This is a genomic window from uncultured Campylobacter sp., assembly GCF_938039205.1.
GTDB lineage: Bacteria > Campylobacterota > Campylobacteria > Campylobacterales > Campylobacteraceae > Campylobacter_A.
Genome location: NZ_CALHVM010000023.1, coordinates 39,250 through 61,664 on the forward strand (window position 1 = coordinate 39,250; position 22,415 = coordinate 61,664).

Annotated in this window: 22 protein-coding genes; 12 read left to right on the forward strand and 10 right to left on the reverse strand. The window is 46.3% G+C overall.

Annotated elements, in window-relative coordinates; translation table 11 throughout:
- Positions 1-82 precede the first annotated feature (82 nt).
- Complete coding sequence (locus Q0394_RS02955; RefSeq protein WP_298945497.1) at positions 83-670, forward strand: HAD-IB family hydrolase; 588 nt, start codon at positions 83-85, stop codon at positions 668-670.
- Positions 671-1,098: 428 nt separating this feature from the next.
- Here Q0394_RS02955 and Q0394_RS02960 read toward each other — a convergent pair whose 3' ends face one another.
- Positions 1,099-2,295 (reverse strand): molybdopterin molybdotransferase MoeA, encoded by a 1,197-nt coding sequence (locus tag Q0394_RS02960; protein ID WP_298945498.1) that lies wholly within the window; start codon positions 2,293-2,295, stop codon positions 1,099-1,101.
- Positions 2,296-2,559: 264 nt separating this feature from the next.
- Here Q0394_RS02960 and Q0394_RS02965 point away from each other — a divergent pair, with 264 nt between their 5' ends.
- The 4 genes from Q0394_RS02965 (at position 2,560) to yedE (ending at position 7,689) form a co-directional block, all read left to right on the forward strand.
- Positions 2,560-3,627, forward strand: a complete 1,068-nt coding sequence (locus Q0394_RS02965; RefSeq protein ID WP_298945499.1) for a toxic anion resistance protein — start codon at positions 2,560-2,562, stop codon at positions 3,625-3,627.
- A 61-nt stretch (positions 3,628-3,688) separates the two neighbouring features.
- Positions 3,689-4,309 carry an OB-fold-containig protein gene (locus tag Q0394_RS02970; protein ID WP_298945500.1) on the forward strand — a complete coding sequence of 207 codons (621 nt, stop codon included), beginning with the start codon at positions 3,689-3,691 and terminating at the stop codon, positions 4,307-4,309.
- A 21-nt stretch (positions 4,310-4,330) separates the two neighbouring features.
- Complete coding sequence (locus Q0394_RS02975) at positions 4,331-6,286, forward strand: flotillin domain-containing protein (protein WP_298057615.1); 1,956 nt, start codon at positions 4,331-4,333, stop codon at positions 6,284-6,286.
- A gap of 335 nt (positions 6,287-6,621) precedes the next feature.
- On the forward strand, positions 6,622-7,689 hold the full coding sequence (gene yedE / locus Q0394_RS02980) for a YedE family putative selenium transporter (protein ID WP_298791286.1): 1,068 nt from the start codon (positions 6,622-6,624) through the stop codon (positions 7,687-7,689).
- Positions 7,690-8,049: 360 nt separating this feature from the next.
- Here yedE and Q0394_RS02985 read toward each other — a convergent pair whose 3' ends face one another.
- Positions 8,050-8,484, reverse strand: a complete 435-nt coding sequence (locus Q0394_RS02985; RefSeq protein ID WP_298945501.1) for a molybdenum cofactor biosynthesis protein MoaE — start codon at positions 8,482-8,484, stop codon at positions 8,050-8,052.
- A gap of 1 nt (position 8,485) precedes the next feature.
- Positions 8,486-8,707 (reverse strand): MoaD/ThiS family protein, encoded by a 222-nt coding sequence (locus Q0394_RS02990; RefSeq protein WP_298945502.1) that lies wholly within the window; start codon positions 8,705-8,707, stop codon positions 8,486-8,488.
- A 91-nt stretch (positions 8,708-8,798) separates the two neighbouring features.
- Between Q0394_RS02990 and nspC the strand changes: the two genes are divergently transcribed.
- From nspC to Q0394_RS03025, 7 genes are all read left to right on the forward strand, one after another.
- Positions 8,799-9,938 (forward strand): carboxynorspermidine decarboxylase, encoded by a 1,140-nt coding sequence (gene nspC / locus Q0394_RS02995; RefSeq protein ID WP_298945503.1) that lies wholly within the window; start codon positions 8,799-8,801, stop codon positions 9,936-9,938.
- A 443-nt stretch (positions 9,939-10,381) separates the two neighbouring features.
- Positions 10,382-11,329, forward strand: coding sequence for a formate dehydrogenase subunit gamma (locus tag Q0394_RS03000; protein ID WP_004322079.1), 948 nt, complete (start codon positions 10,382-10,384; stop codon positions 11,327-11,329).
- A 140-nt stretch (positions 11,330-11,469) separates the two neighbouring features.
- Positions 11,470-12,069: a sulfurtransferase-like selenium metabolism protein YedF gene (gene yedF, locus Q0394_RS03005; RefSeq protein ID WP_298945504.1), complete on the forward strand. Its 600-nt coding sequence runs from the start codon at positions 11,470-11,472 to the stop codon at positions 12,067-12,069.
- Positions 12,066-13,088 carry a selenide, water dikinase SelD gene (selD, locus tag Q0394_RS03010; protein WP_298945505.1) on the forward strand — a complete coding sequence of 341 codons (1,023 nt, stop codon included), beginning with the start codon at positions 12,066-12,068 and terminating at the stop codon, positions 13,086-13,088. The genes yedF and selD overlap by 4 nt, the downstream gene beginning before the upstream one ends.
- Before the next feature lie 438 nt (positions 13,089-13,526).
- A complete protein-coding gene (locus tag Q0394_RS03015) occupies positions 13,527-13,694 on the forward strand; it encodes a hypothetical protein (RefSeq protein ID WP_298945506.1) in 168 nt (55 codons plus the stop codon).
- Entirely contained in the window at positions 13,634-15,250 is a 1,617-nt protein-coding gene (locus Q0394_RS03020; RefSeq protein ID WP_298945507.1) for a disulfide bond formation protein B, read from the forward strand. Before Q0394_RS03015 ends, Q0394_RS03020 begins: the two co-directional genes overlap by 61 nt.
- A gap of 132 nt (positions 15,251-15,382) precedes the next feature.
- Positions 15,383-15,982 (forward strand): NAD(P)H-dependent oxidoreductase, encoded by a 600-nt coding sequence (locus Q0394_RS03025; RefSeq protein ID WP_298945508.1) that lies wholly within the window; start codon positions 15,383-15,385, stop codon positions 15,980-15,982.
- 590 nt (positions 15,983-16,572) lie between these two features.
- Here Q0394_RS03025 and Q0394_RS03030 read toward each other — a convergent pair.
- From Q0394_RS03030 to modA, 7 genes are all read right to left on the reverse strand, one after another.
- Positions 16,573-17,682, reverse strand: coding sequence for a DUF459 domain-containing protein (locus tag Q0394_RS03030; RefSeq protein WP_298945509.1), 1,110 nt, complete (start codon positions 17,680-17,682; stop codon positions 16,573-16,575).
- Positions 17,682-19,016, reverse strand: coding sequence for an MBOAT family O-acyltransferase (locus Q0394_RS03035; protein WP_298945510.1), 1,335 nt, complete (start codon positions 19,014-19,016; stop codon positions 17,682-17,684). Before Q0394_RS03035 ends, Q0394_RS03030 begins: the two co-directional genes overlap by 1 nt.
- A 218-nt stretch (positions 19,017-19,234) precedes the next feature.
- A complete protein-coding gene (locus Q0394_RS03040; protein WP_298945511.1) occupies positions 19,235-19,702 on the reverse strand; it encodes a redoxin family protein in 468 nt (155 codons plus the stop codon).
- On the reverse strand, positions 19,699-20,373 hold the full coding sequence (gene modB, locus Q0394_RS03045; protein ID WP_298086091.1) for a molybdate ABC transporter permease subunit: 675 nt from the start codon (positions 20,371-20,373) through the stop codon (positions 19,699-19,701). The genes Q0394_RS03040 and modB overlap by 4 nt, the downstream gene beginning before the upstream one ends.
- Complete coding sequence (locus Q0394_RS03050; RefSeq protein ID WP_298945512.1) at positions 20,370-21,290, reverse strand: ATP-binding cassette domain-containing protein; 921 nt, start codon at positions 21,288-21,290, stop codon at positions 20,370-20,372. Before Q0394_RS03050 ends, modB begins: the two co-directional genes overlap by 4 nt.
- Positions 21,287-21,667, reverse strand: a complete 381-nt coding sequence (locus Q0394_RS03055) for a TOBE domain-containing protein (protein ID WP_298945513.1) — start codon at positions 21,665-21,667, stop codon at positions 21,287-21,289. Before Q0394_RS03055 ends, Q0394_RS03050 begins: the two co-directional genes overlap by 4 nt.
- Complete coding sequence (modA, locus tag Q0394_RS03060) at positions 21,668-22,414, reverse strand: molybdate ABC transporter substrate-binding protein (RefSeq protein WP_298945514.1); 747 nt, start codon at positions 22,412-22,414, stop codon at positions 21,668-21,670.
- Between the last annotated feature and the right edge of the window lies 1 nt (position 22,415).

Here is a 22,415-nt window from a genome sequence, read left to right on the forward strand (position 1 = left end):
CTGAATAAATATTAAAGAATAAATTTGCCGTCCCTTAACGCTAGCACGGTATAATCGCGCAAATTTAAAATTTGAGACGAAGATGAATCTGGTTTTATTCGACTTTGACGGGACGATCACGCGCGACGACTCGCTGCTGGAGTTTATCGCTTACGTCGTGGGATTTAAGAAATTTTTTCGGGGTATTTTTTGGCTTTCGCCCGTTTTGATCGGCTATAAGCTAAAAATTTGCAGCAACAACTACGCTCGTAGGCGGCTGATGACGTACTTTTTTGCGGGTATGAGCGCGGATAAATTTGCTCAAATTTGCAAAAAATACTCAAACACGCACATCGAAGATATCGTGAAATTTTCTGCGATGGCAAAGATCGCCGAGTATAAGGCCAACGGCGACAAGGTCGTGATCGTGACGGCGTCGCTCGAGGACTGGCTGGCTCCGTGGTGCAGGGCGCAGGGGCTCGAGCTGCTAGGCACTCGCATCAAGAAAAAGGGCGGCGTGATAACGGGTGAGATCGACGGCGCCAACTGCTACGGCGCGGAGAAGGTACGCCGCGTGCGCGAGGCGTACGACACGGACGCCTTTGATCGCGTGATCGCGTACGGCGACAGTAGAGGCGATAAGGAGATGCTGGAGTTTGCCGACGAGGCTCACTATAGGGCGTTTGAGTGAGAGGGCTGGCGACTAAGAAAACTGCAAACTAGTCGTAAATTTAAAAGCTTTAAATTTGAGCACTTGCGCGGCAAAATTTAGAGGTTAGCGAGCTTTTGCGCGGGGTAAATCGGAGCGCACGGGCTGAAATTTGGCGCCGGAATGTTTGACCAAATTTGCTAGGCGCTTTTTTAGTTAAGCTTAAATTTGTTCGTCCTTGCCGTAATGGCTCCAAATTTAATGCAGCTCATATAAATTTGACCCGGTGCGCGTTTAAACCGTGTTAGCGTAAATAAAAATAGCAAACGCGGCGCTATTTGTTTTAGCTTAAATTTTAGGTCAAATTTACAGCTTTTTTCTTTGTGAAAATGCGCCATTCTTGCGGCTCAAATTTGACCGTTAAATTTACCCGCAACCCCAAACGCCAAAACTCAAATTTAGCCCCAAATTTAGACCATTTTTAGCACTTCGACTATCTCGCCCTTTGCGATAAATTCGGTCTCTTTCGGGATGATTAAAAGCGCGGCATCGTTTGTTAGGTTGTTTACGATCGCCGAGCTGCCCAGCTTTTTACCGTCAAGATTTACGTAAATTTTACCGTCACGATTTACTAAATTTACCGCCGTAAACTCCAAAAACGGCGAGCGCTTTTTGTAGTCCTCGCCCATGATCGCCGTGATTTTAGGCTCGCTAGCGCCAAACCACGCATTTAGTAGCACGCGCACGTAGAGCACGCACATCACCATCGCCGAGTACGGGAAGCCCGGCAGCGCAAATATATACTTTTCACCCGCTTTTGCGACCTTGATGTGGCGGCCCGGTTTGATCGCGGCGCCGTCTATGATGATGTCGAAATTTTCGCCCAGCGCGCCTTTTACGAAGTCGTAGTCGCCCATGCTGATGCCTCCCGTGGTGACGAGCACGTCGGCTGATTTTAGCGCGCGGACGATGGCGTCTTTTACGAGCTCGGCACGGTCGCGTACTATCTCGCACAGTACGGGTTCGCCGCCCATTTTGCGCACCATCGCCGCGATGCCTACGTGATTTGAGCTGTGGATCTGCGCGGCGTTTTCTAGCGGCTCTCCGAGGTCTTTTATCTCGCTTCCAGTCGCCAGTACTGCGACTCTGGGCCGCACAAATACGCTAACGTTAAAGATCCCAAGCTCGGCTAACAGCGCAGTCTCGGCGTAACCTATCGTCGCGCCTTTTTTGATTAGGATTTCGCCTTTTTTGTAGCTTTCGCCCACTTCGCGCACGGCAAAGCCCTTTGGTACGGGTTTTTTGATGAGGATTTTGCCGCCTGATACCTCGACGTTTTCGACAGGGATTAGCGTGTCGGTGCCTTCGCTCATTAGCGAGCCGGTGAAGGTTTTGACGCATTTTACGCCCCCCACCTTTAGCCCTTTATCGCTGCCCGCAGGCAGGTCGGTGATGAGCTCAAGCTCGCTCAAATCCTCTTGCCACGCAAACGCGTATCCGTCCATCGCAGAGACTGGCTTGGCGGGGTAGTTGTCCTGTGCCACGATATCTACGGCGATGCGGCGATCAAGTGCTTGTGTGAGAGTGACCTTTTCTACGCGGTCCCAAGGAGCCAGCGTAGAGCGTAAAATTTCAAGAGAGGCCTCGTAACTCATAAATTCTTTCATTTTTTGTCCTTTTTTGATTCCCCGGCTCGGCTGGATTTTAAATAGTTTTCGGCTAGGATACTCGGGTCACGGACGACCAGTCCGCTCCCGTCGTATCCGCCGCAAACTATTTAAACCACACACAATCCGTCTGGAATATTTCTGCCGATTTTACTAAATTTAATCGTAAATTATGCTAATAAAGCATAGAAGTTTATTATTAAGTCTGCAAAAAGCGCACGAATTTAGTTATAATAACTCTCAAATTTAAGTAAAGGACAAGCTTTGAATCAAATCGCTAAAACGCCTCAAGACGTCGTCGCCTTACTCATAGAAAAAAGGAAAGAATTTAACGATCCCAAAGAATTTATCGTGTCGTTCGGCAAAGACGAACTAGGCGAGTTTGAGAAGCTAAACGGCGATATGGATATGAAAGTCGGCGACTTGCTTAGCATGAGTCAAAGCGTAGGAAGCTCGGTCGGCGAGTCGTTAAAGTCGGTCAAAAAATACTCCGCCGAACTCATCAAAGCAAGCGACAAGATGAAGGAGGGCGGACTGGGGGCGAAATTTATAAATTTCTTACTTGGCAAAGACCTAGCCGCCGAACTGGCTAGCAAATATCAAAGCGTGTCAAGCTTGTTTGAAGAAATCACGGCAAATTTAAAGCACTCGATAAACGTTTTAGAAGCTAGAAACGCCGAAATCTCCGAGAAACAAAAGGAACTCTCGCTCATCATAGAAAGTCTAAAAGGCAAGATAGAAATTTTAAGCAAAACAGACGAGCTCATCGAAAATTTAGCGGCAAATCAAACAGACGAAGAGCAGAAAAAATTTCTCCTCGAAGAGGCGCTATTTTACATCCGTATGCATCTACAAAATTTGCGTCAAGTGCTAGTCGTGATGCAGCAAAGCCTCGCAAACTACGCTACTATCAAGCACAATAACTCGCTTTTGAGTTTTGCCACGCAAAACACGATCACAACTAGCATCACGGCGCTAAAAACCAACGTCTATATCGCAAGTGCAGCGCAGGAGGGCAAAAAGCAGCTAAAAGCGGTTTCTGAGATGGACAAGCTAGCTAGCGACGTCATCCTAAAAAATGCGCAGGACGTAAACGACACGGCAACGGACGTGATGGCAAAGGTCACAGGAGGCGCGCTAGATAACGAGAGCCTCGAAAAAGCGATAAATTTGATGATAGATTCGCTAGATAAGATAGAAAATTTCAAAAATGAGGCGTTGCCGAAAATGAAAGAAAATATCGCTAAAATATCGCAGATGAGTAAGACGCTAGAAAGCAAGGTAAATAAGCTCGAAAAGATCGAGCAAAGCGACGTGTATAGCATAGAGTAGAGCGGAGTAAAGGTCAAATTTGACCTCGCAAGCGGCAAAATTTAAAAACAAAAGGTAAAAGATGGATCAAATTTTAGAGCTTCTCGGCAATAACCTCATATTTTCCGTTCCGCTGGTTATCGTTGTAGTTTTCGCCTTGCTTGAGGTTATTTTGATGATGACTGGATTTTCGGTGCTTGAGCCGATAAACGGGCTATTTGATGGAACGGACGGCATAGATGCGCCCGGCACAGAGCTGTTAGCTTGGGCGAACAAAGGCGGCGTGCCTAGCACCGTTTTCTACGGGATTTTGCTTATGAGTTTTGGAGCGTGCGGGCTTTTTATCGTTAGCGTTTTTTACGGCTTAGCCTCGCCTGCGTGGTATATGAGCGCGGTTATCGCCGCGGTTTCGTTTTTTGCCGCTTTGGCTTGGACTAGATGGGTGAGCTTGCTTGCGGCAAAGTACCTGCCTCAGGTGCAAACGTCGGCCTTTAGTAAAAAGGAGCTTCTTGGCTGCGAATGCGAAGTCAAGGACTATAAAATAACCAAAGAGCAAGGCGGCGACGTTAAAGTTGCGGATAAAAACGGAAAAGAACGTTTCGTTTTTGCAAGGGCTGCCGATGAAAAAGAGCTTGTAAAAGGCGATATCGCGCTCATCGTTAGGATCGATAAAAATAACTTTTACATCAAGAAAAAACAGTAAATTTAATCTAAGGAGAATAGTATGAACATTGACGGGATGACTTCTTTGGCCGTATTTGTCGGCATAGGACTCTTTTCTATCATCATTTTGGGTATCGTCTTTTCAAGGCTTTACCGAAAGACGACAAAGGAGCTTACGTTCGTGCGAACGGGCTTTGGCGGCGAAAAGGTCGTTGTGGACGGCGGCGCGCTGATACTGCCGATACTGCATGATTATATCGACATAAATATGCAGTCGATGAAAGTTACCGTAGCTCGCTCTAAAAGCGATAGCTTCATAACCAAAGATAGAATGCGCGTGGATATTACGGCTGATTTTTATATCAGAGTGGGCGAGGATAGAGAGTCTATCTCGCGCGCGGCACAGACGCTGGGTAAAAAAACAATCGATCTGCGCGAGCTAACCGGGCTGATAGAAGGCAAGCTCATCGCTACGCTCCGCTCGGTGGCAAGCTCGATGGAGATGAAAGAGCTACACGAGAAAAGGGATGAATTTAGCTCTCAGGTCAAAAATGCCATCGAAGCCGATCTATCTAAAAACGGCCTTCAGCTAGAGTCCGTATCTCTCACGTCGCTTGATCAAACGGCAAAAGAGTTTTTTAACGAAAACAACGCCTTTGACGCAGAAGGTTTAACAAGCCTAACCCAAACTATCGAGGAGCGCAAAAAGCTACGAAACGATATCGAGCGCTCGACCGAGGTGCAAATCGCGCAGAAAAACTACGAAACGCAGTCGGAGAAATTTGAAATCCAAAGAAAACAAGCCGAGGCTGAAGCGACGCAACAAACCAAGATAGCGAATTTCCAAGCCGAGCAAGAAGCGCTAAGAGCAAAAGAGGCCGAAAGTAGGCGAAAAGAGGCCGAAGAAGCCAAGATCGTCGCGAACAAAGCTATCGAAGAGGCGCAGATAAACAAAGCAAAGGCTATCAAAGAAACCGAGATCGAAAAGGAAAAAGCTCTCGAAATCGCCACTCAAAACAAAAACATCGAGATAGCCAAGAAAAATCAAGAAGTTGAAGAGGTCAGGATCGCCGCTCACAAAGCCATCGAACAGGCTGAAATCGAAAAGGCCAAAACCATAGAAACGGTGGAGGTGCAAAAGGCCAGAGTTGTCAAAGAAGCCGAGATAGAAAAGGAAAAAGTCATTGAGCTGGCAAATCAGAGCAAAAATATCGAAATCGCTAAAAAAGTCGAAGAAGAAGCCGTGGCTAAAACCCTAGCCAACGAGAAAAAGGCGCTAGAAGCCGCGTCGCTGGAAAAGATCAAAACCGCCTCCGAAATAGAACAAGCCGAACGTATCAAAAAGCTAGCTCTAATCGAAGCACAGCAAGACGCCGAGCAGCTATCTATCGAAAAAACCGTCGCCGCAAAGGCTGAAAAAGAGGCCGAGGAAAACCTAGCCGAAGCTGCCAAAATCAAAGCGATGGGCACAAGCGAAGCGCTAAAGATCAAAGCTACCGCAGAAGCCGAAGCCATAAAGATAACGGCTGAAGCCAACAGGCTAAACTACGAGGTCGAGGCTAAGGGTAAAACCGAGATAAATAACGCCGAAAACATCGTCTCGGCGGCGATTTTGGAAAATAGATTTAAGCTCGCCTTGATCGAGTTTATGCCGCAAATCATCGCCCAGGTCGTAAAACCCGCAGAGAAAATCGACTCTATCAAAATCGTGCAAATGGCGGGCATGGGCGGCGCAAATCAGGGCGGTGCGGGTTCAAATGCTAACGGCGGCGTTAGCAACGCTGGAGCATCTCTCTCCGATCAAATCGTAAATGCGTCTCTAAACTATAAAGTAAATGCACCGATAATCGACGATCTAATGAAACAAGTCGGCATCGATCTAAACGGCGGGATACAAAATATCGCCTCGCCCCTGCTGGACGGTTGCGAAAAAGCTAAAGACGCGTCAAATTTTAGCGCAAAAGAGACTGAGAAATTTAATGCTGCAAGCGAACAAAAAGACGGCAAGAAAAAGTAAATCTAGCCTCAAATTTGATTAAAGTTGTGTAAAGGGGCGGCACACTAGCGCGGTAAAGCCGGCTAAATTTGGCCGTCCTTTTTTACAATCAAAACAATAGCTGCTTTTTGTGGTTGTTTTTGGCATATTTTGAGCTGTCTGCACGGCTGTAAATTTAACATCTACAAATTTTAAACACGTTTAATATTTATGTAAATTTAACTGCTTAAGTTAAATTTTATATTCCCTTTCAAATTTGATTAAATCCCAAGCAAATTTTATTAATTTTTTATTTTAACATCAGTAAAATACAGCTTAAGAAATCGGGTCGATTTTACCTTTTCAAAGGACACTTCATGAATTTTTCAAACACAAAATGGTTTATCGCCTCAGGTACGGCGCTTGGCGCTTTAGGCGCATTGCTTGTGTATTTTGGCAACCCCGGCAACATGGGGGTTTGCGCGGCTTGCTTTTTGCGCGATACGGCGGGAGCGCTCGGCTTTCACCGCGCAGGAGTCGTGCAGTACGTGCGCCCGGAGATCATCGGGCTCATTTTGGGCGGCTTTTTAGCTAGCGTGCTTTGGACGAAGGAGTTTAGCGCTACCACGGGTTCGTCGCCTTTCGTGCGCTTTTTTCTCGGATTTTTCGCGATGATTGGCTGCCTCGTGTTTTTGGGCTGCCCGTGGAGGGCGTTTTTGCGTCTTGGCGGTGGCGATATGACGGCGATTGCAGGAGTCGTCGGTATTTTTGCGGGCGTGTGTGCGGGCGTATTTTTCAAAAAGCTCGGCTACGGCCTCACGCACGAGACTAAAACTCAGGCCGCGATAGGCGTTTTGCCGACGGTTATCGGTATTTTGCTGCTTGCTGCGCTTGCGTTTGGGCTAAAGCTCGGCGAAAACGGCGCGCTTTTTAGCTCTGCAAAGGGCCCCGGCTCCATGCACGCTCCGATCCTGATCTCGCTTGGATTTAGTATCGTCGTGGGCGCGCTAATGCACAAAAGCAAATTTTGTAGCGTAGGGGCGTTTGGTAGGCTTTTTAAAGGGGATTTCTCGATGTTTACTGGGATCATCAGTATCGTCGTTTTTGCCAGCATTGTAAATTTGGCGCTCGGGCAGTATAAATTCGGCTTTGAAGGCCAGCCTATCGCGCACAACGACGTGGTTTGGAACTTCCTTAGCATGACGCTAGCAGGGCTTTGCTTTAGCCTGAGCGAAGGCTGCCCGGGCAAGCATCTCGTGCAAATGGGCACGGGCAATCTAAGCTCGGTTATATTTGTCATCGGTATGGCGGCAGGTGCGGCCGTAGCGCATAACTTCTTGCTCGCTAGCTCTCCTAGCGCCATAACGGCAGCGGCTCCGTGGGCGGTAGCGATGGGGTTTGTTTTTGCGGTTTATGTGGGATTTTTCCATAAAAAAGCCGCTTGATTCCCCATAAACGAAGGATTTCAAGCTTTAAAATTTTAAACCCGTTTCGGTTACGTATTTCATATACGCGCCCTAACGGGTTAAAATTTTAAAGTTAAACTACGCCTATTCTGTCTGGAATATTTGTCGTATATCTTGCTAAATTTATAAATTTGACATTTTCGCGGCGCGGGTCTCGGCGAGCGAAAGACGTAAATTTAACTTATATAAAAAGCGAGCTTGAATTTGACAAATTTGATGGCGGCTAAGAGTAAAAAGCAGGCTAAAACATAACCTAGCCTGCAAGAAATAAATCTTTTATCTAAAAAGTAGTCAAATTTGCTCGGCTCGTATACCAAACCAAAGCCGAGTCAATTAAATTTAGCCCAAAAGCCCGGCCCCTTTTATCGCCTGACTGCGCTCTTTTGCGTAGATGCGCTCGCCTCCTACTACGTCGTATTTCCAAATCGGCGCGTTAGCCTTAAAGTCCTCAACAAACTCGTTTATCAGCTGCAAGGCGACCTTTCTTTGCGGGCTCACGACGCCTGCGACATAGGAGCTCTCGTGCACGGGCACGTCTCCGCGAGAATGCGCAAAAAGTACGTATGCACCCAGATCCTTCGCCTTTTGCTCCCAGCCAGCTAGCCATTTGCGCAGGATCGGCTCGTAGATGTCAAAGCTAAGCGCGCTTATGCCGCCTTCTTCGCGCACGATGCCGGTAAACGTGATGAGCGCGCCGCAGTTTTTGTCCTTAAACTCGTCGTACCAAGCGTTTGTGATCGCTTTGGCGTCGAGACTTCCTTCAAATATCTGCATCTTAACCTCCGCAAACCGGCGGCAAAATGGAAATTTTATCCCCGTCTTTTAGTGGCGCGTCTAGTGAGCTTGCGATCTCGTCGTTTATGGCGACGGCGCAGATTTTTAGCCACTCGGACAGCTCCGCGTATTCGCCTAGTTTTTCTTTTACTTCGCTTAAATTTGCCGCTTCCAGCTTTAAATTATTCATCTTTATCGGGCCCAAAAACTCGATTTCTACCATAAATTCGCCTTTGAAATTAAATTTTTTTCTTGATTTTACTTAAAAAAATATTTAGATATACTTACGCGAAAATTTAAACAAAAGAGCCGTAATGAACGAAATATTAAGCAAAATAAAAACGCCCGCCTACGTCTGCGAAGAGGCCAAGGTGCGCAAAAATCTCGAAATTTTAAAACGCGTCAAGGATGAAAGCGGCGCAAAGGTGCTAGTCGCTCTAAAAGGCTTTGCATTTAGCGGCGTGATGGGGCTTGTCGGCAAGTATCTAGACGGCGCGACGTGTAGCGGCCTACATGAGGCTAAATTTGCCGCAAAATACGTTCGCGGCGAGATTCATACCTATTCGCCGGCATTTAAAGACGAGGACATAGATGAGGTGCTCTCACTCTCAAAACACGTGGTTTTTAACTCATTCGCGCAGTGGGCTAAATTTAAGCAAAAAGCTCTGGCTGCGGGCGTTACCTGCGGGCTTCGCGTAAATCCAGAGCTATCCGTCGCGCCGACTGACGCTTATAACCCGTGCGGCAGATATAGCCGCCTAGGCATCACTCGCGCAAATTTCGACGCTGACGCGCTTGATGGTATCACGGGGCTACATTTTCACGCACTTTGCGAGGAGAGCGCGCAGAGTTTGGAGACCGTGCTGATGGCGTTTGAGGAGAAATTTGGCGAATTTATCCCGCGCATGAAGTGGGTAAATTTCGGCGGCGGACATCACATAACCAAAGAGGGCTACGACGTAGATCTGCTCATAAATTTGATCAAAAATTTCCGCGCAAAATACGGCGTCGAGGTCTATATCGAGCCCGGCGAAGCGGTTGGCTGGCAGACGGGATTTTTAGCCGCTTCGGTACTTGATTTCGTGCAAAATGAAAAAACTATAGCCATCCTAGACGTCTCGGCCGAGGCGCATATGCCAGACACCGTGCTGATGCCGTACCGACCGGTGGTGCGAGGCGAGAGCAAAGGCGGTAAATTTAGCTACCGTTTTGGCGGAAATACCTGTCTAGCAGGCGATATCGTGGGGCTTGACGCGGGCGAGCCGGAGTATAAATTTGACGCGCCGCTAAGCGTGGGCGACAAAGTGATCTTTGAGGATCAGATCCACTATACGATCGTAAAAAACACGACCTTTAACGGTATAAAGCTGCCCGATTTACTCCTTTTAAAAGAAAACGGCGAGCTTGTAACCGTGCGGGAATTTGGCTTTGAAGAGTATGAGAGGCGAAACTAAATTTGCCTCCTGAAACTGCGCCCTTTAGGGTGCAAATTCGACGTTTGGGAGGGCGCCGTTTGTGGCTGTAAATTTAAATCAAATTTTACGCCAGGTTTCTGCCTGATATGCGCGTGCGCTAAACCCGTAGCTTTTCGGATTTAAATTTTGAAATTTGGTTTATCGCCCGCCAAATTTGCCGCAAATTTAATCACAAACGAAGTTAAATTTAAGATAAATAAAATCTAGCTTATATAAATGAATTAATATAGCGGATTATAAATTTGACCTTGATTTTGATAAAAAAGCGCCACAACTGCCTAAAAATGCATTGTTTTGACGCTAAGCTTGCATTACGTTATTTTTTGATATAATTTCATGAAAATCCGCAAAATTTAGCCTTTGGCTGGATGCCGACCACGACGAGCTTTTTAAGGCGGAAAACAAAACCAAAGGGAGATAGCATGACGAGAATTTTTAGTTTGCTTTCGGTTTTCGCCTGTTGGGCCTTCGCTATCGAGGCGAGTCCTAGCACGAACCAGTATCAGAGCAATATCTGGGCTGCGGGTAGAATCGAGAACATTAAGCCTTACGAAGACGGTTTGGGGCCGATTTTCACGTTCATTCAGGGCAACGACTACTTCGCGATAGCGGCCTTGTCGCTTATTTTGGCTGTTATCGGCGCGTTCGTTCTGCACTTTTTGATCATCGGACCGAAACACTTCAGCCACGATGGCAAAAAAGTCTATGCATTTAATATGATAGAGCGCGTCGCTCACGGGCTAGCCGCGATATCGTGGATAGTGCTGGTACCGACCGGTATCATCATGATGTGGGGCGCGGAGCTTGGCGGCGGGGCTTTCGTGAGATTTTGCAAAAATATTCACGGGTTAGCCACTATTATATTTGCGGTATCCGTATTACCGATGCTGATAGCTTGGACGAAAAGAATGCTACCGACGATCTACGACATCAGATGGATGCTGATCGTAGGCGGGTATCTTTCAAAAGTTAAGCGACCGGTACCTGCGGGTAAATTTAACGCCGGTCAAAAAGCATGGTACTGGGTCGCTATCCCCGGCGGTATCGTGATGATACTAACTGGTGCCGCGATGTTCTTCTTAGATTTTAAAACGCCTGACGTCGCTACTTGGCTAGGCGTACCGCAAATCGAAGTCTTAAGAGCTTCTGCGCTAGTTCATAACGTTCTCGGTATAGTTTGCGCCGTATTTTTCCTGGTACACATATACATGGCTGCTATCGCGATACACGGCGCTATCTGGTCGATGGTAACGGGATATAAAGAAGAAGAAGAGGTTTATGTGCTTCACCACTACTGGTATCAGGAACTCATCTCTAAAAATAAAATCCCCGTATCTGAATACGAAAAAACTTACGCGAAATTAAAATAATAAAAAAGGAGAAGTTTTTCTCCTTTTTTATTTTAAAGCCTAGGCTGAAATCCGCCTTTTTATACAAAATTTAAAATCTTTTAGATAAAATCTCTCCTTAGACTTCAGGTTGAAGAGTAATAATTTTTAAGGAAAAATCAATGCAAATCGATTGTAGAAATTTGGCTTGTCCAGAACCCGTCATCAGGACTAAAAATGCGCTTGAGAGCCTAAAAGTCGGCGAAAAGCTTGAGATTTTAGTAAATTCTATCGCTCCAAAAGAAAATATCAGCCGTTTTTTAAAAAATCAAAATGTCGAATTTAGCATAGAACAAAACGGCGCCGAGACAAAAATCACCGCCGTTAAGGGCGAATCAAAACTTGAGTTAGCAAATTTTGACGAATTCGTCTGCGAAATTACGCCGAAAGCCAAAAAAGCTATCGTTTATCTAAATGAAGAGCGCGCCGGTAGCGGCGACGTAGGCGTTAATTTGCTGGCTAAATTTTTAGGCGCGCTTTTGCAGGTAGAAAATAAACCCGAATACGTAATCTGCGTAAATAATGCCGTTAAAATGACTACAAACCGCGCACATGCGAGCTTTAAACCGCTTAAGGATTTAGAGGCTGCGGGCGTTAAAATTTTAAGCTGCGGCAGCTGCTTGGAGGCGTATAAACTCGTCGGCGATCTAAGCGTCGGAGAGATATCAAATGCCTACGAAATCATGCAAATTTTAACTACGCACGAGCAAATCAAGCTATGATTTACAACGACAAACGTCTTACGAAATTCGTTAAAGCGGCGGGTTGAGCGGCCAAGCTTGACCCGTCGGGTCTAAACAAAACTATCGGCGATTTAAATTTAGCTCACCCAAATTTGCTCTCAAACATCGGCACGAACGAAGACGCAAGCGTCTTTAAGATCACAGACGACATCGCGCTCGTGCAGACGCTAGACTTTATCACGCCGGTGGCGGACGATCCGTTTATATTCGGTCAGATCGCGGCCGCAAACAGCCTAAGCGACGTGTTTGCGATGGGCGGCAATGTACTAAACGCGCTAAATATCGTCGGTTTTGATAGCTGTAATCTAAGCGGCAAAATTTTGGGCGAAATTTTGCGCGGCGGGCAAGATAAAGTCGCCGAATGCGGCGGCGTGATCGTAGGCGGACACACGATAGAGACGCAGCAGATGTATTACGGACTTAGCGTCATGGGCGTCGTTTCGCCAAGCTCCTTTTGGTCAAACAACACCGCGCGCGAGGGCGACGCGCTCATACTCACAAAGCCGCTAGGAACGGGCGTTTTAAGCACGGCGATAAAGGCCGATCTGCTAAATTCGGCACAGATAAAGCAGGCGGTAGAGACGATGCGACAGCTAAATTTTTATGCCGTGGACGCGCTAAAAGACATCAAAGTAACGGCGGCGACCGACGTCACGGGATTTGGCTTTTTAGGACATCTAAGCGAAATGCTAAACGACAAAATCGGCTTTGAAATTTACGCGAGTAACGTGCCTGTGATAGCGGCGGCGCGCGAGTTTGCCGATATGGGCATCATCCCTGAGGGTAGCTACAAAAACCGCGAATTTGCGTGCAAATTCGTTAGCGGCGAGGCCGATATCTTGCTTTACGATGCGCAGACTTCGGGCGGATTACTGCTAGCGGTACCGCAAAGTGAGGTAAATTTGGCTCTTTCTCGTCTAAAAGAGGCGGGTTATGAGAGCTCGGTAGTCGTAGGTATAGCTAAAAAACGCGGCGAATACGGCATAAATTTACGGTAGCCGAGCTTTAAATTTAAACGCGCAAATTTAATCAAATTTGACGGGTTTAAATTCGGTCAAATTTTGAAATATCAAGTTTAAAACGGCAAGCCCGCCAAATTTATTTATATAAACCGGCAAAGCTCCTGAGTCTATAAATTTAGTTAAATTTGAGCCGTCTAAAATACAAAAAAAGCTAAAATTCTTAAAAATGAAATTTAACTAAAATAAAAAATCATAGCAAAATAAAACAGCAAATTTACGCGTAATCCCGCGTATAAAAATCTGCAAATTTTACTATTTTTTCGTGAGCCAAACCTGCTAAATTTCTAAAAAACTCCTCCCCAATTTTTAAAGCAATCTGCAACATATTATCAAAAATATTCCGTGTTTTAAGCAAAAATATAAAAGAATTAAATTAAAATCACAATCTAATCTTGATGATACAAAGGAGATAAAATGGAATTTTTATCGTTTCTCTTTCTGGCTATAGCTGTTTTTATAGCTTGGAAAAAGCCTGAAAAAGATGGGTTAGCGTTTGGCGCATTTGCCGTGGGGACGGCGATTTGCTTTATTATGTTTTTCATCGCCAGCTGGACGTCCCTGCTGCCTTACGCGGCGTACTAGGAGGGCTATATGAGTTTTTTAACGAGAAAAATTTCGATTTTATCATGGCTAGCGCGGTCTTGCTCGTGCTTGCTATCCCGGTCGGTATCGCAAATATCTATCTTGGTTACGTCATCGGCGAGGGTCCTTGCACGCTTTGCTGGTGGGAGCGCATCGGCATGGTCGTAGTCGGCGTCGCGGGTATCTTGATACTGCGCTACGGGCTAAAGGCGCGCTACATAGCTGCCGTGCTTTTCGGTGCCGCGTATGGTATTTTTATGACGCTAAGACACGCGAGCTTTAGCTTGTATAGAGACGTAGGCATGGGCTTTGGCGGCTATATATTCGGCGCGCATACCTATACGTGGGGCATTTTGGTATACTGGGTCGTGGTCGTAGCGATGGGACTTATGATGCTTTTTGCCAAAGATAAGGTCGTCTCGGGCGATATCTCGCGCTCGGGCACCAGGATCAAGTCTCTTAGCGCGTATTCTAAATTCGTCATCGCATTAAGCCTCTTTGTGATCCTATCAAATGCCCTTCAGGCGCTCATTTCGGCAGGTATCCCGCCATATAGCGGCAAGGGCGATCCTGAGCGTATCAGCCTAAATAATACTTGGACCTCAGGCGTTTGGAAAAGGTTTGAAAAGCCGTTTTCATTTGTCGGCGCAAACGTCGTCGAGGATCCGTTTATAGCGGGCGAGCCTAAAGAGATAAGTGTCAAATTTAACTCCGATCCAAGTGCCGGCGCGTTTGTTGACGTAAAGCCTGCGCTTAGCGTGAAAAACAGCTTCCCGCTTCCTTTTGAAACAAAAGGGATTTTTGGCAAAGGCGTAACGAGCGGACTTGCGTACAACGCTAAAAACGATACTTTTGGCATCTCAAACACCGAAGGCGGAGTTTATTTTACGGATGCGAATTTTAAAGAGATCGCTCACGCTATCATCGACAAGCCAAACGGCCGCAACATCAAAAAGGCCGTCGCATCGACCTTCGTCGACGATATGCTGGTGACTACAGGCTTTAACAAAACAACCTTCGCCGTTAAACCTGCCCAAAATGTGGACGCGTATCACGAGTGGAGATATTTTAGAGAGAACAGCGGCGGACTCGAGTCTGCGTGGAAATTTGACCGCCCGGCGCTTTTAACGATAAGAGCGAAAAAACAATACGTCCTAACGCTCGCAAAAGACCCGCAAAGCACCTATATGTATATGATCACGGTGCCAAACGAGCGCGCCAAGAACTTGATCCTCATCAAAGTCGATAGCAAGGACAAGATGCTAAGCGGAGAAACTATCGTGACATCAGCCCTCGCGCTAAAAGATAAACGCGATCTAAAGGACTACTACGTCACGGCTGGCGACGTCACAGGCGGTAAATTTTTGGCCTACTCCAAAAACTATAACACCTTGCTCGTGATCGACCTTGCCGACGCAAAGATAACGGATGCCTACGCGATGCCGCAAATCGGCGATATTTCGGGTATGGCGATAAAGGGCGGCAGCATCTACGCTCTAGCTCATAAGGACGGCAAAGTAAATGTCGTAGAGCTAAATAATCCTTTGGGCGAGTAAATTTAACCCCGACTAACGCAAATTCGTTCGTTTCGCGCGGGCGAGTTTGCCTCCACCCCAAATCCTCTTTAAGCTTAAATTCGGTCAAATTTTATATAATTTGGCGTAACCATAAAAACCAAAGGAGCGAAAATGAATTTTTTAGAATCGATGAAATTTCGTCATGCGTGCAAAGTTTTTGACGAAAGTAAGAAAATCAGCGCGGGCGAATTTGACTTTATTTTGGAGGCTGGCAGGCTAAGTCCTAGCTCTGTAGGGCTTGAGCAGTGGGATTTTTTGGTCGTGCAAAACGAGGAGCTCAGGCAAAAGATCCGCGAAGCCTCGTGGAATCAAGTGCAAATCACCTCTTGCTCGCATTTGCTAGTTATCCTTGCTAAAGTCGCTGAGGTAAAAAGCGTAGGCGAATACGTGGAAAAAATGATCGATCGCCGCGAGGACAAGGCGCCAGAGATAATTGCCGCTAGGAAGAAATTTTACGGCGATTTTTTAGAGGGACGCTTTCATCGCGATGACGAGCTAGTTTTTCACTGGTCGAGCAAGCAGTGCTACATCGCGGCGGCAAATATGATGACCGCGGCGGCGAGCCTAGGTATCGACAGCTGCCCTATCGAGGGCTTTGACGCAGCGGCTTTAAATAAAATTTTAGGCCTTGACACGAGCAAGCAGCGCGTGTGCCTCATGGTGCCGTTTGGCTACCGCGTAAAACCGCAGCCAAAAAGATACCGCCGCTAACTAAGCGACGTCGTGAAGTGGGTTTATTAAATTTAGTAGCTATGCAAATTTAATGCGGTCGGCGCGAGCTTTACGCGATTTTGGTGCCGACCGAGTTTTAAATTTGAGTTTTTGCTGCTAAAAATTTGACGCAAATTTAAATTTGCCGAGACGACAAAAATGAAAACGAACCGATAAAATTTACGTCGGTAGAGAAAGCGTACGCCTACGGCGACTTGAAAGTACCAAGCACAGTTTGTCCGCTTTTTTAGCGATTTTGACGACTAAATTGCCGTCTGGCAAGCCATCCGTGCTATCTGGGCCGGCCTGTAGTAAAACGCGGGCGGCGCTAGGGGTGGGATAATCATCTGTGTTAAAAAGACACCTACGCGATTGTTCCGTGCGATATTTTATCTTTTGCGAGAGAGTATTCGACCGCGCTGCATGATGGAAATTGGTATTAGATAATTAAAGCGCACCAGTATTTATTTTGCGAGCGGCTTGGCAGATCTGCTCAAATTTAAGAGGCAAAATTTAGAACAACTTCAAATTTGCCGATTTTATAAACTCCAATTTGCCGAGACTGCAAATTTAGCCAAATTCAAATTTGGCTAAAAATTATCGCCCTGCCCGTTTAGCAGCTTATCCACGACGTAGACGGCGATCTTTTTAGCGCCGTTCATGCTGATGTGCATGCCGTCGTCCTTGCGCAGCGGCTTTTTGTCCGCGCCCTCTTTTAGATACTTGCCGTTATCGCAGATCGCGCCGCTGATATCGATGTAGCGCGCGCCGTATTTTTGCGCCGAGTCCTTATAGATCAGGTTTAGCGCCTTCATTTTTTTGTCGAATTTCTCGCTCTTCATGCACGGTACTCCCAGCCACACGACCTGCGCGCCGTGCTCTGTGGCGATCTCGTAGATCTCGGCGATCCTGCCTTCATACGCCTTGCGCCACGCGTCAGTGCCAAAGTCCAGCGCCTGCTCGTTAAATGTATAGCTATAAGCGTCGTTTGCGCCAAAAAGCGCGAATATCAGCAGATTTTGTGGGCGATTCTCGAGGCTGGCTAGCGCCGCTTTTAGCTCCTCGCTCCAGTCGTAAAATTTCTTATTTGTTAGCCCCGTGCTTGCTTTTGCCATATTTTTGATTGAGATTTTGCTCGTTTTTAGCGCATTTTCAAAGCCCCAGCCAAAGCCTTGCATTATGGAGTCGCCTATCAAAATGATGCCTAAATTTTCATTTAGCTCTATATCAAAAGTCGCGGATTTGTTTGTTTTATTTGGAGCGCTCGGCGTTAAATTTGACGCTATCGAGCCGTTTTTATCTAAATTTGAAACGGTTTTAGCGGGAGAAATTTGAACGGTTTGCGCCGTCAAATTTGCCTCTTTTACCGTGCCGATACTAGGCGCTAAATTTTGCGTATTTTGAGCGTTTAAATTTGCCGGTTCGGCTTGCGATACGGTTAAATTTTGCTCCGTTTTAGCGCTAGTTGCGACCTGTTTTTTATCGTCCGAAAAAGTGCTAGTAAGTTTATCGATGGCCGATTTTGCGCTCTGCAAGCCATCCTCGGCCGCATTTATAAATTTATCGCTCAGCGCCATCGCGCGCTCGTCCGTGATGAAAAAATCCTTTTGATATTTGGCTTCGTAATAGTTTGACAGCGGTCGCAAAAATAGCGCAATCAGCGTAAAAAACGCGAGAAATACCCCAAAAAACGCTCTCATTAAAATCCTTGATATATAAAGTTAGGCATGCCTGACGGCATCAAAAAGTAAATAATTATCCCAAAAATCGCCAAAAAAACGGCTGAAAAAAGGGCGTTTATATTTTCAAAAAATTTAACCAAAAGCGGATAAACATCAAGCACGGCGTATAAAAATACGAATACGAGAACGCCCGCAAATAGCGCGCAAATCGCAAGAAGCTCGCCGCCCGAGTTTCTAAAAATAGCTCCGATGTAGCGCACCGCTCCCTCAAAATCCATCGTGAAAAATACCCAAACCATACTCACGAAAATAAACGTAAAATATCGCCCCAGCATCGCCGAGTTTAGCCATTTGCGCTCGCCGGTTAAATTTAAAAACACGACGCCAAGGCCGTGGATAAGCCCCCATAGTAAAAAGCTGAGCCCAGCGCCGTGCCAGATGCCTGAGATCGCAAAAACTAGCATCACGTTTAGCTGCGTCTGTGCCGCCGTGCCGCGACTGCCTCCGAGCGGAAAATAGACGCACTCTTTAAAAAAATTCATTAGACTGATGTGCCAATTTTGCCAGAAAATTTTTAAATTTCGCGCCGTAAAAGGGCGGTTGAAGTTTTGCGGCAAAACAAAGCCGCACATGAGTCCTAGCGCCGTCACGAAGTCCACGTAGCCGCTAAAATCGGCGTAAAGCAGCACGCTGTAGCCAAAAAGTGCGCCTAAAAGCTGCGAGGTGGGTAGGGTGGGCGCGGCAAAAACGGGATTAACTATCTCGAAAAGATGGTTTGCGACGATGAGCTTTTTAAAAAGTGCGGAGCATAAAAGTGCAAATATCACGGGGCTAGCGCGAAAAACTTTGGGAGAGTTTAACGCCTCGAAAAATGGCTTTGGCCGTAAAATCGGACCCGAAATAATCGCGGCAAAAAAGCTAAGAAAAATCAGCGTATCAAGATAGCTAGGCGCCTCTAGCTCGCCCTCTCGCACGGCCTTTAGCAACAAAATGCTCATAAACGAATAAAACGAAATACCAAGCGGAAGCGCGATGGTTTCAAGCCTCATGACGCCAAATTTGATCGTAAAATAGCCGCCGTATTTAAAAAACGCAAGCGCACAAAGCACGAAAATAATGCCCGCGGCAAACGAAATCGCGGAGTCCTTGTTCTCGCTCGCCCTCGCAAAAAGAAAAACGGCGGTGCTAAAGATAAAATTTATGATTAAAAACTTAAGCCCGAACGAGGCCAAAAACAGGTAAGAAAAGGCGAGTAAAACGATTTTTTGTAGGTGCGGGCGCGTGTTTAAAAAATAATAAATCGGCCAAAAAATAAAAAAGCACAAGCCAAATTCTATGGAAAAAAGATTCATATCCCGCCTAAATTTTTGCGTAATTATATAAAAAAATTATTTTGGGTTAGGTTAAATTTACGTTTGACGGGAATTTAAAATTTGACTTGCGGTTTTGCTTGCGCGTGTTTTAAATTCGGCGTCAAATTTGGGGCTTAAATTTGAGTTTAAAACGGCTCAAATTCGCGTCCAAATTTGAGCCCTAAATTTCTCGCCCTCTTGCGAAAATCAGCTAAAATTTAAAGCCGCTCTATCGCCACGAGTACGTTTACAGCGTCGTTTGCAGGCTCGGCTACGTCGTTAAATCTTTTTACGACTTCGCCGTTTTTTATGATCAGGGTTTGGCGGCGGTAAAATTTCTTGCCGTCGTTTGTGGTAAAAGTTTGCAAATTTAGCGGGGATTCTAGCTCAAAGTTCTCATCGCTCAAAAATATAAAATTTGCGCCTACGCTTTGTTTAAACTCGTTCATCTTTTCTACGCTTTGAGAGCCGACAGCGATTAGCGTAAAGCCCGCAGATTCAAGCTTTTCAAGGTTTTCTTGGTAGGCTTTGCACTGAAGCGTGCAGCCCGTTAGCCCCTTTAAGTCCTTTAAATGTTCAGGCAAAAATTTCCCGCTCTCGCCCATTTTGGGATAGGTAAAAACTATGCAGTTTTTGCCGCTCGTTAGCTCGTTAAATTTGACCGGATTTGCGTTCATGTCTTTCATTGCGTCCTCTTTGAGTGTGAATTGTTGAAAAAATAGACTAAAAATAGCACCGCAAAGCTTATAAACAGCATAATTGCCGAATAAACGTGCGCTTTGGTGTAGTCCATGAGCTCGACGGCCTCGTAGATGGCGATACTGGCAACCTTGGTCTTGTCCGGGGCGCTGCCGCCTATCATCAGTACGACGCCAAACTCGCCCAAAGTGTGCGCGAAACTTACTATGAGAGCGGTTAGAAGCGAGGGTTTGATATTTGGCAAGGCGACTCTAAAAAGCGTCTCCCATTTGCCTTTGCCTAGCGAATAGCTCGCCTCAAAAAGGCTCTTTGGCAGGCTCGCAAAGCCCGCCTGAAGCGGCTGAAACATAAATGGTAGCGAGTAAATGCAACTAGCGATGATGAGGCCTGAAAAGTTAAAAACCAAGCGGATATCAAAGGTTTCCTCAAAAAATTTGCCTAAAAAATTATAAGGCGAGAGAAAAACCAGCATATAAAATCCCAGCACCGAAGGCGGCAGCACGAGAGGCAGCGAGATCACGGCTTCTAGCACGGGTTTAAATTTAAAACTCGCACGGCTAAGCCAAAACGCAACCGGCAACACGAGAAAAAACAAGATCGCAGTCGAGATAAAAGCAAGCTTTAGCGAGAGGTAAAAGGGCGTAAAATCGATATTCATCTCGGCTCGCTTTGCGCGTAAATTTCAGCGTTTCGTTCGTCAAATTTGTCGTTTTCGCTACCGCTTTTTTGTAAATTTAGCCCAAATGCCTTAGCGCTTATCGCCGCCTCGTCGCCTGATTTTAAATTTGCAGCTTCCGCCGCGCTTAGAGCCACTTCGCAAAGTTGCTGACCGACGGAGACTACGGCTACGTAGATGGCGTCGCGCTTTGAGATCTCTAAAATTTTTGCCGGCAGGCTAAATTTCTGTGAGCCGCTGTGGCGCAAAAATATCTCGCCTGGGCTGCCTTCTTGCGCGATTTTACCGCCTTCTAGCACGAAAACTTTTGAGGCGAGTTTGTAGATCTCCGCGACGTCGTGACTAACCAAAATCGTCGTCATATCAAACTCGGCGTGCACCTTAGCAAGATAGTCTTGCAGCTTTTCTCGCATGGCGTTGTCAAGGGCTGAAAGAGGCTCGTCGAGTAGTAAAATTTCAGGCTTTCGCATGAGTGCGCGGGCTAGGGCGGCGCGCTGCTTTTGACCGCCTGAGAGCTGCGAGATGGCGACGTTTTTTAGCGAGCTCATCTCGACAAGACCCAGCAACTTGCGGGCTAAATTTACGTCGTTGTTCGCAAAAAGCAGATTTTTCATCACGTTCATATTTGGAAAAAGGGCGTAGTCTTGAAATAAAAACCCGATATTTCGGTTTTGGGGCGGAGTGAAGTTTTTGCCGTCAAAAAGCGTCCGCCCGCCTGCTTTTATCGTTCCGCTATCAGGCGTTTCAAAGCCCGCGATCAGGCGCAAAAGCGTAGTTTTACCGCTGCCGCTTTTGCCGTAAAGAGCGACAAATTCGCCCTTTTTTACGTTCAAATTTACGTCTAAATCAAATTTTCCGTTTGCGCCGTTTAGGCTTTTTATGCAGTTTAGTTCTATCATGCGATGTAGAGCGAGGTTGCCTTGACGTAGGCGTAAATTTGATTGCCCGGAGCTAAATTTAGCCGCTTTAGCGATGCCGTGGAGATGATGCTTTCAAACTCAAATTTGCCCGCGTTTAGATGCAGCGAGCTCGTGATTTGCCCTCTTTGGATATCTGAAATTTGCGCTTTTATCTCGTTTGAGACCGAGCAGTTTAAAAGCGGGGAAGTAGCGACGAAGACGTCCGAGCTTTTAAAGCCTAGCCGAACTTCGTCGCCGATTTTTAAATTTTGCAGATTTTCCAAGGATAGCATTTTGAGGCTCAAATTTTCGGCGCTAAACTCAAAAACGCTAACGCCGTCATTTTGCTCTATCGCCGAAATTTTAGCCTTTATCATTTAGATGTTGTATCCGAATTTTCTAAAGATTTCCTTCGCGCGGTCGCTTCTGATGAAGTCGTAGAAAGCTTTTGCTTCAGGATTGTTTTCGCCGTGTTTTAGGATAACCATGCCTTGATCGATCGGAGTGTAAAGCGCGGGATCTATAAGGATAAAGTTTTTGCCCTCTTTATACTCGGCCATTTTTTTATCATACATAGCAGAAGCCGCGATAAATCCGACGTCAGCAGCGCTTAGAGCTTGGCTTAGAGCTTCGCCGATAGATTTTGCTAGGATGACGTTTTTCTCGACTTTATCGTAGATGCCCGCTTTTTTTAGAGCTTCGATGCTAGCTTTGCCGTACGGAGCGGTTTCAGGGTTTGCGATCGCGATGGCTTTTAGGCCTTCTACCGCGTGTATGCCCTTAGCTAGATCGATATCTCTGATCGTAAATAGAGCAAGCGCGCCCTGAGCGTATACTACGGGCTGGGTTACGGCAAATTTGGTGTCATATAGGTCTTGTACGAATTTCATATTTGCAGCCATGAAAACGTCCGCCGGAGCGCCGTTTTTGACCTGAGTAGATAGCGCGCCGCTAGCTCCTAGAGTGACGGTTACTTTGGTGTCCGGGTTTGATTTAGCAAATTCCGCTTTTAGCTCGTCAAACGCGTATGTTACGTTTGCTGCGGCAAATACGTTGATCTCGCCCGCATTTAGGTTAAAAGCGGCGATGGCCGCGAATACTAACGAAAAAAATGTTTTTTTCATT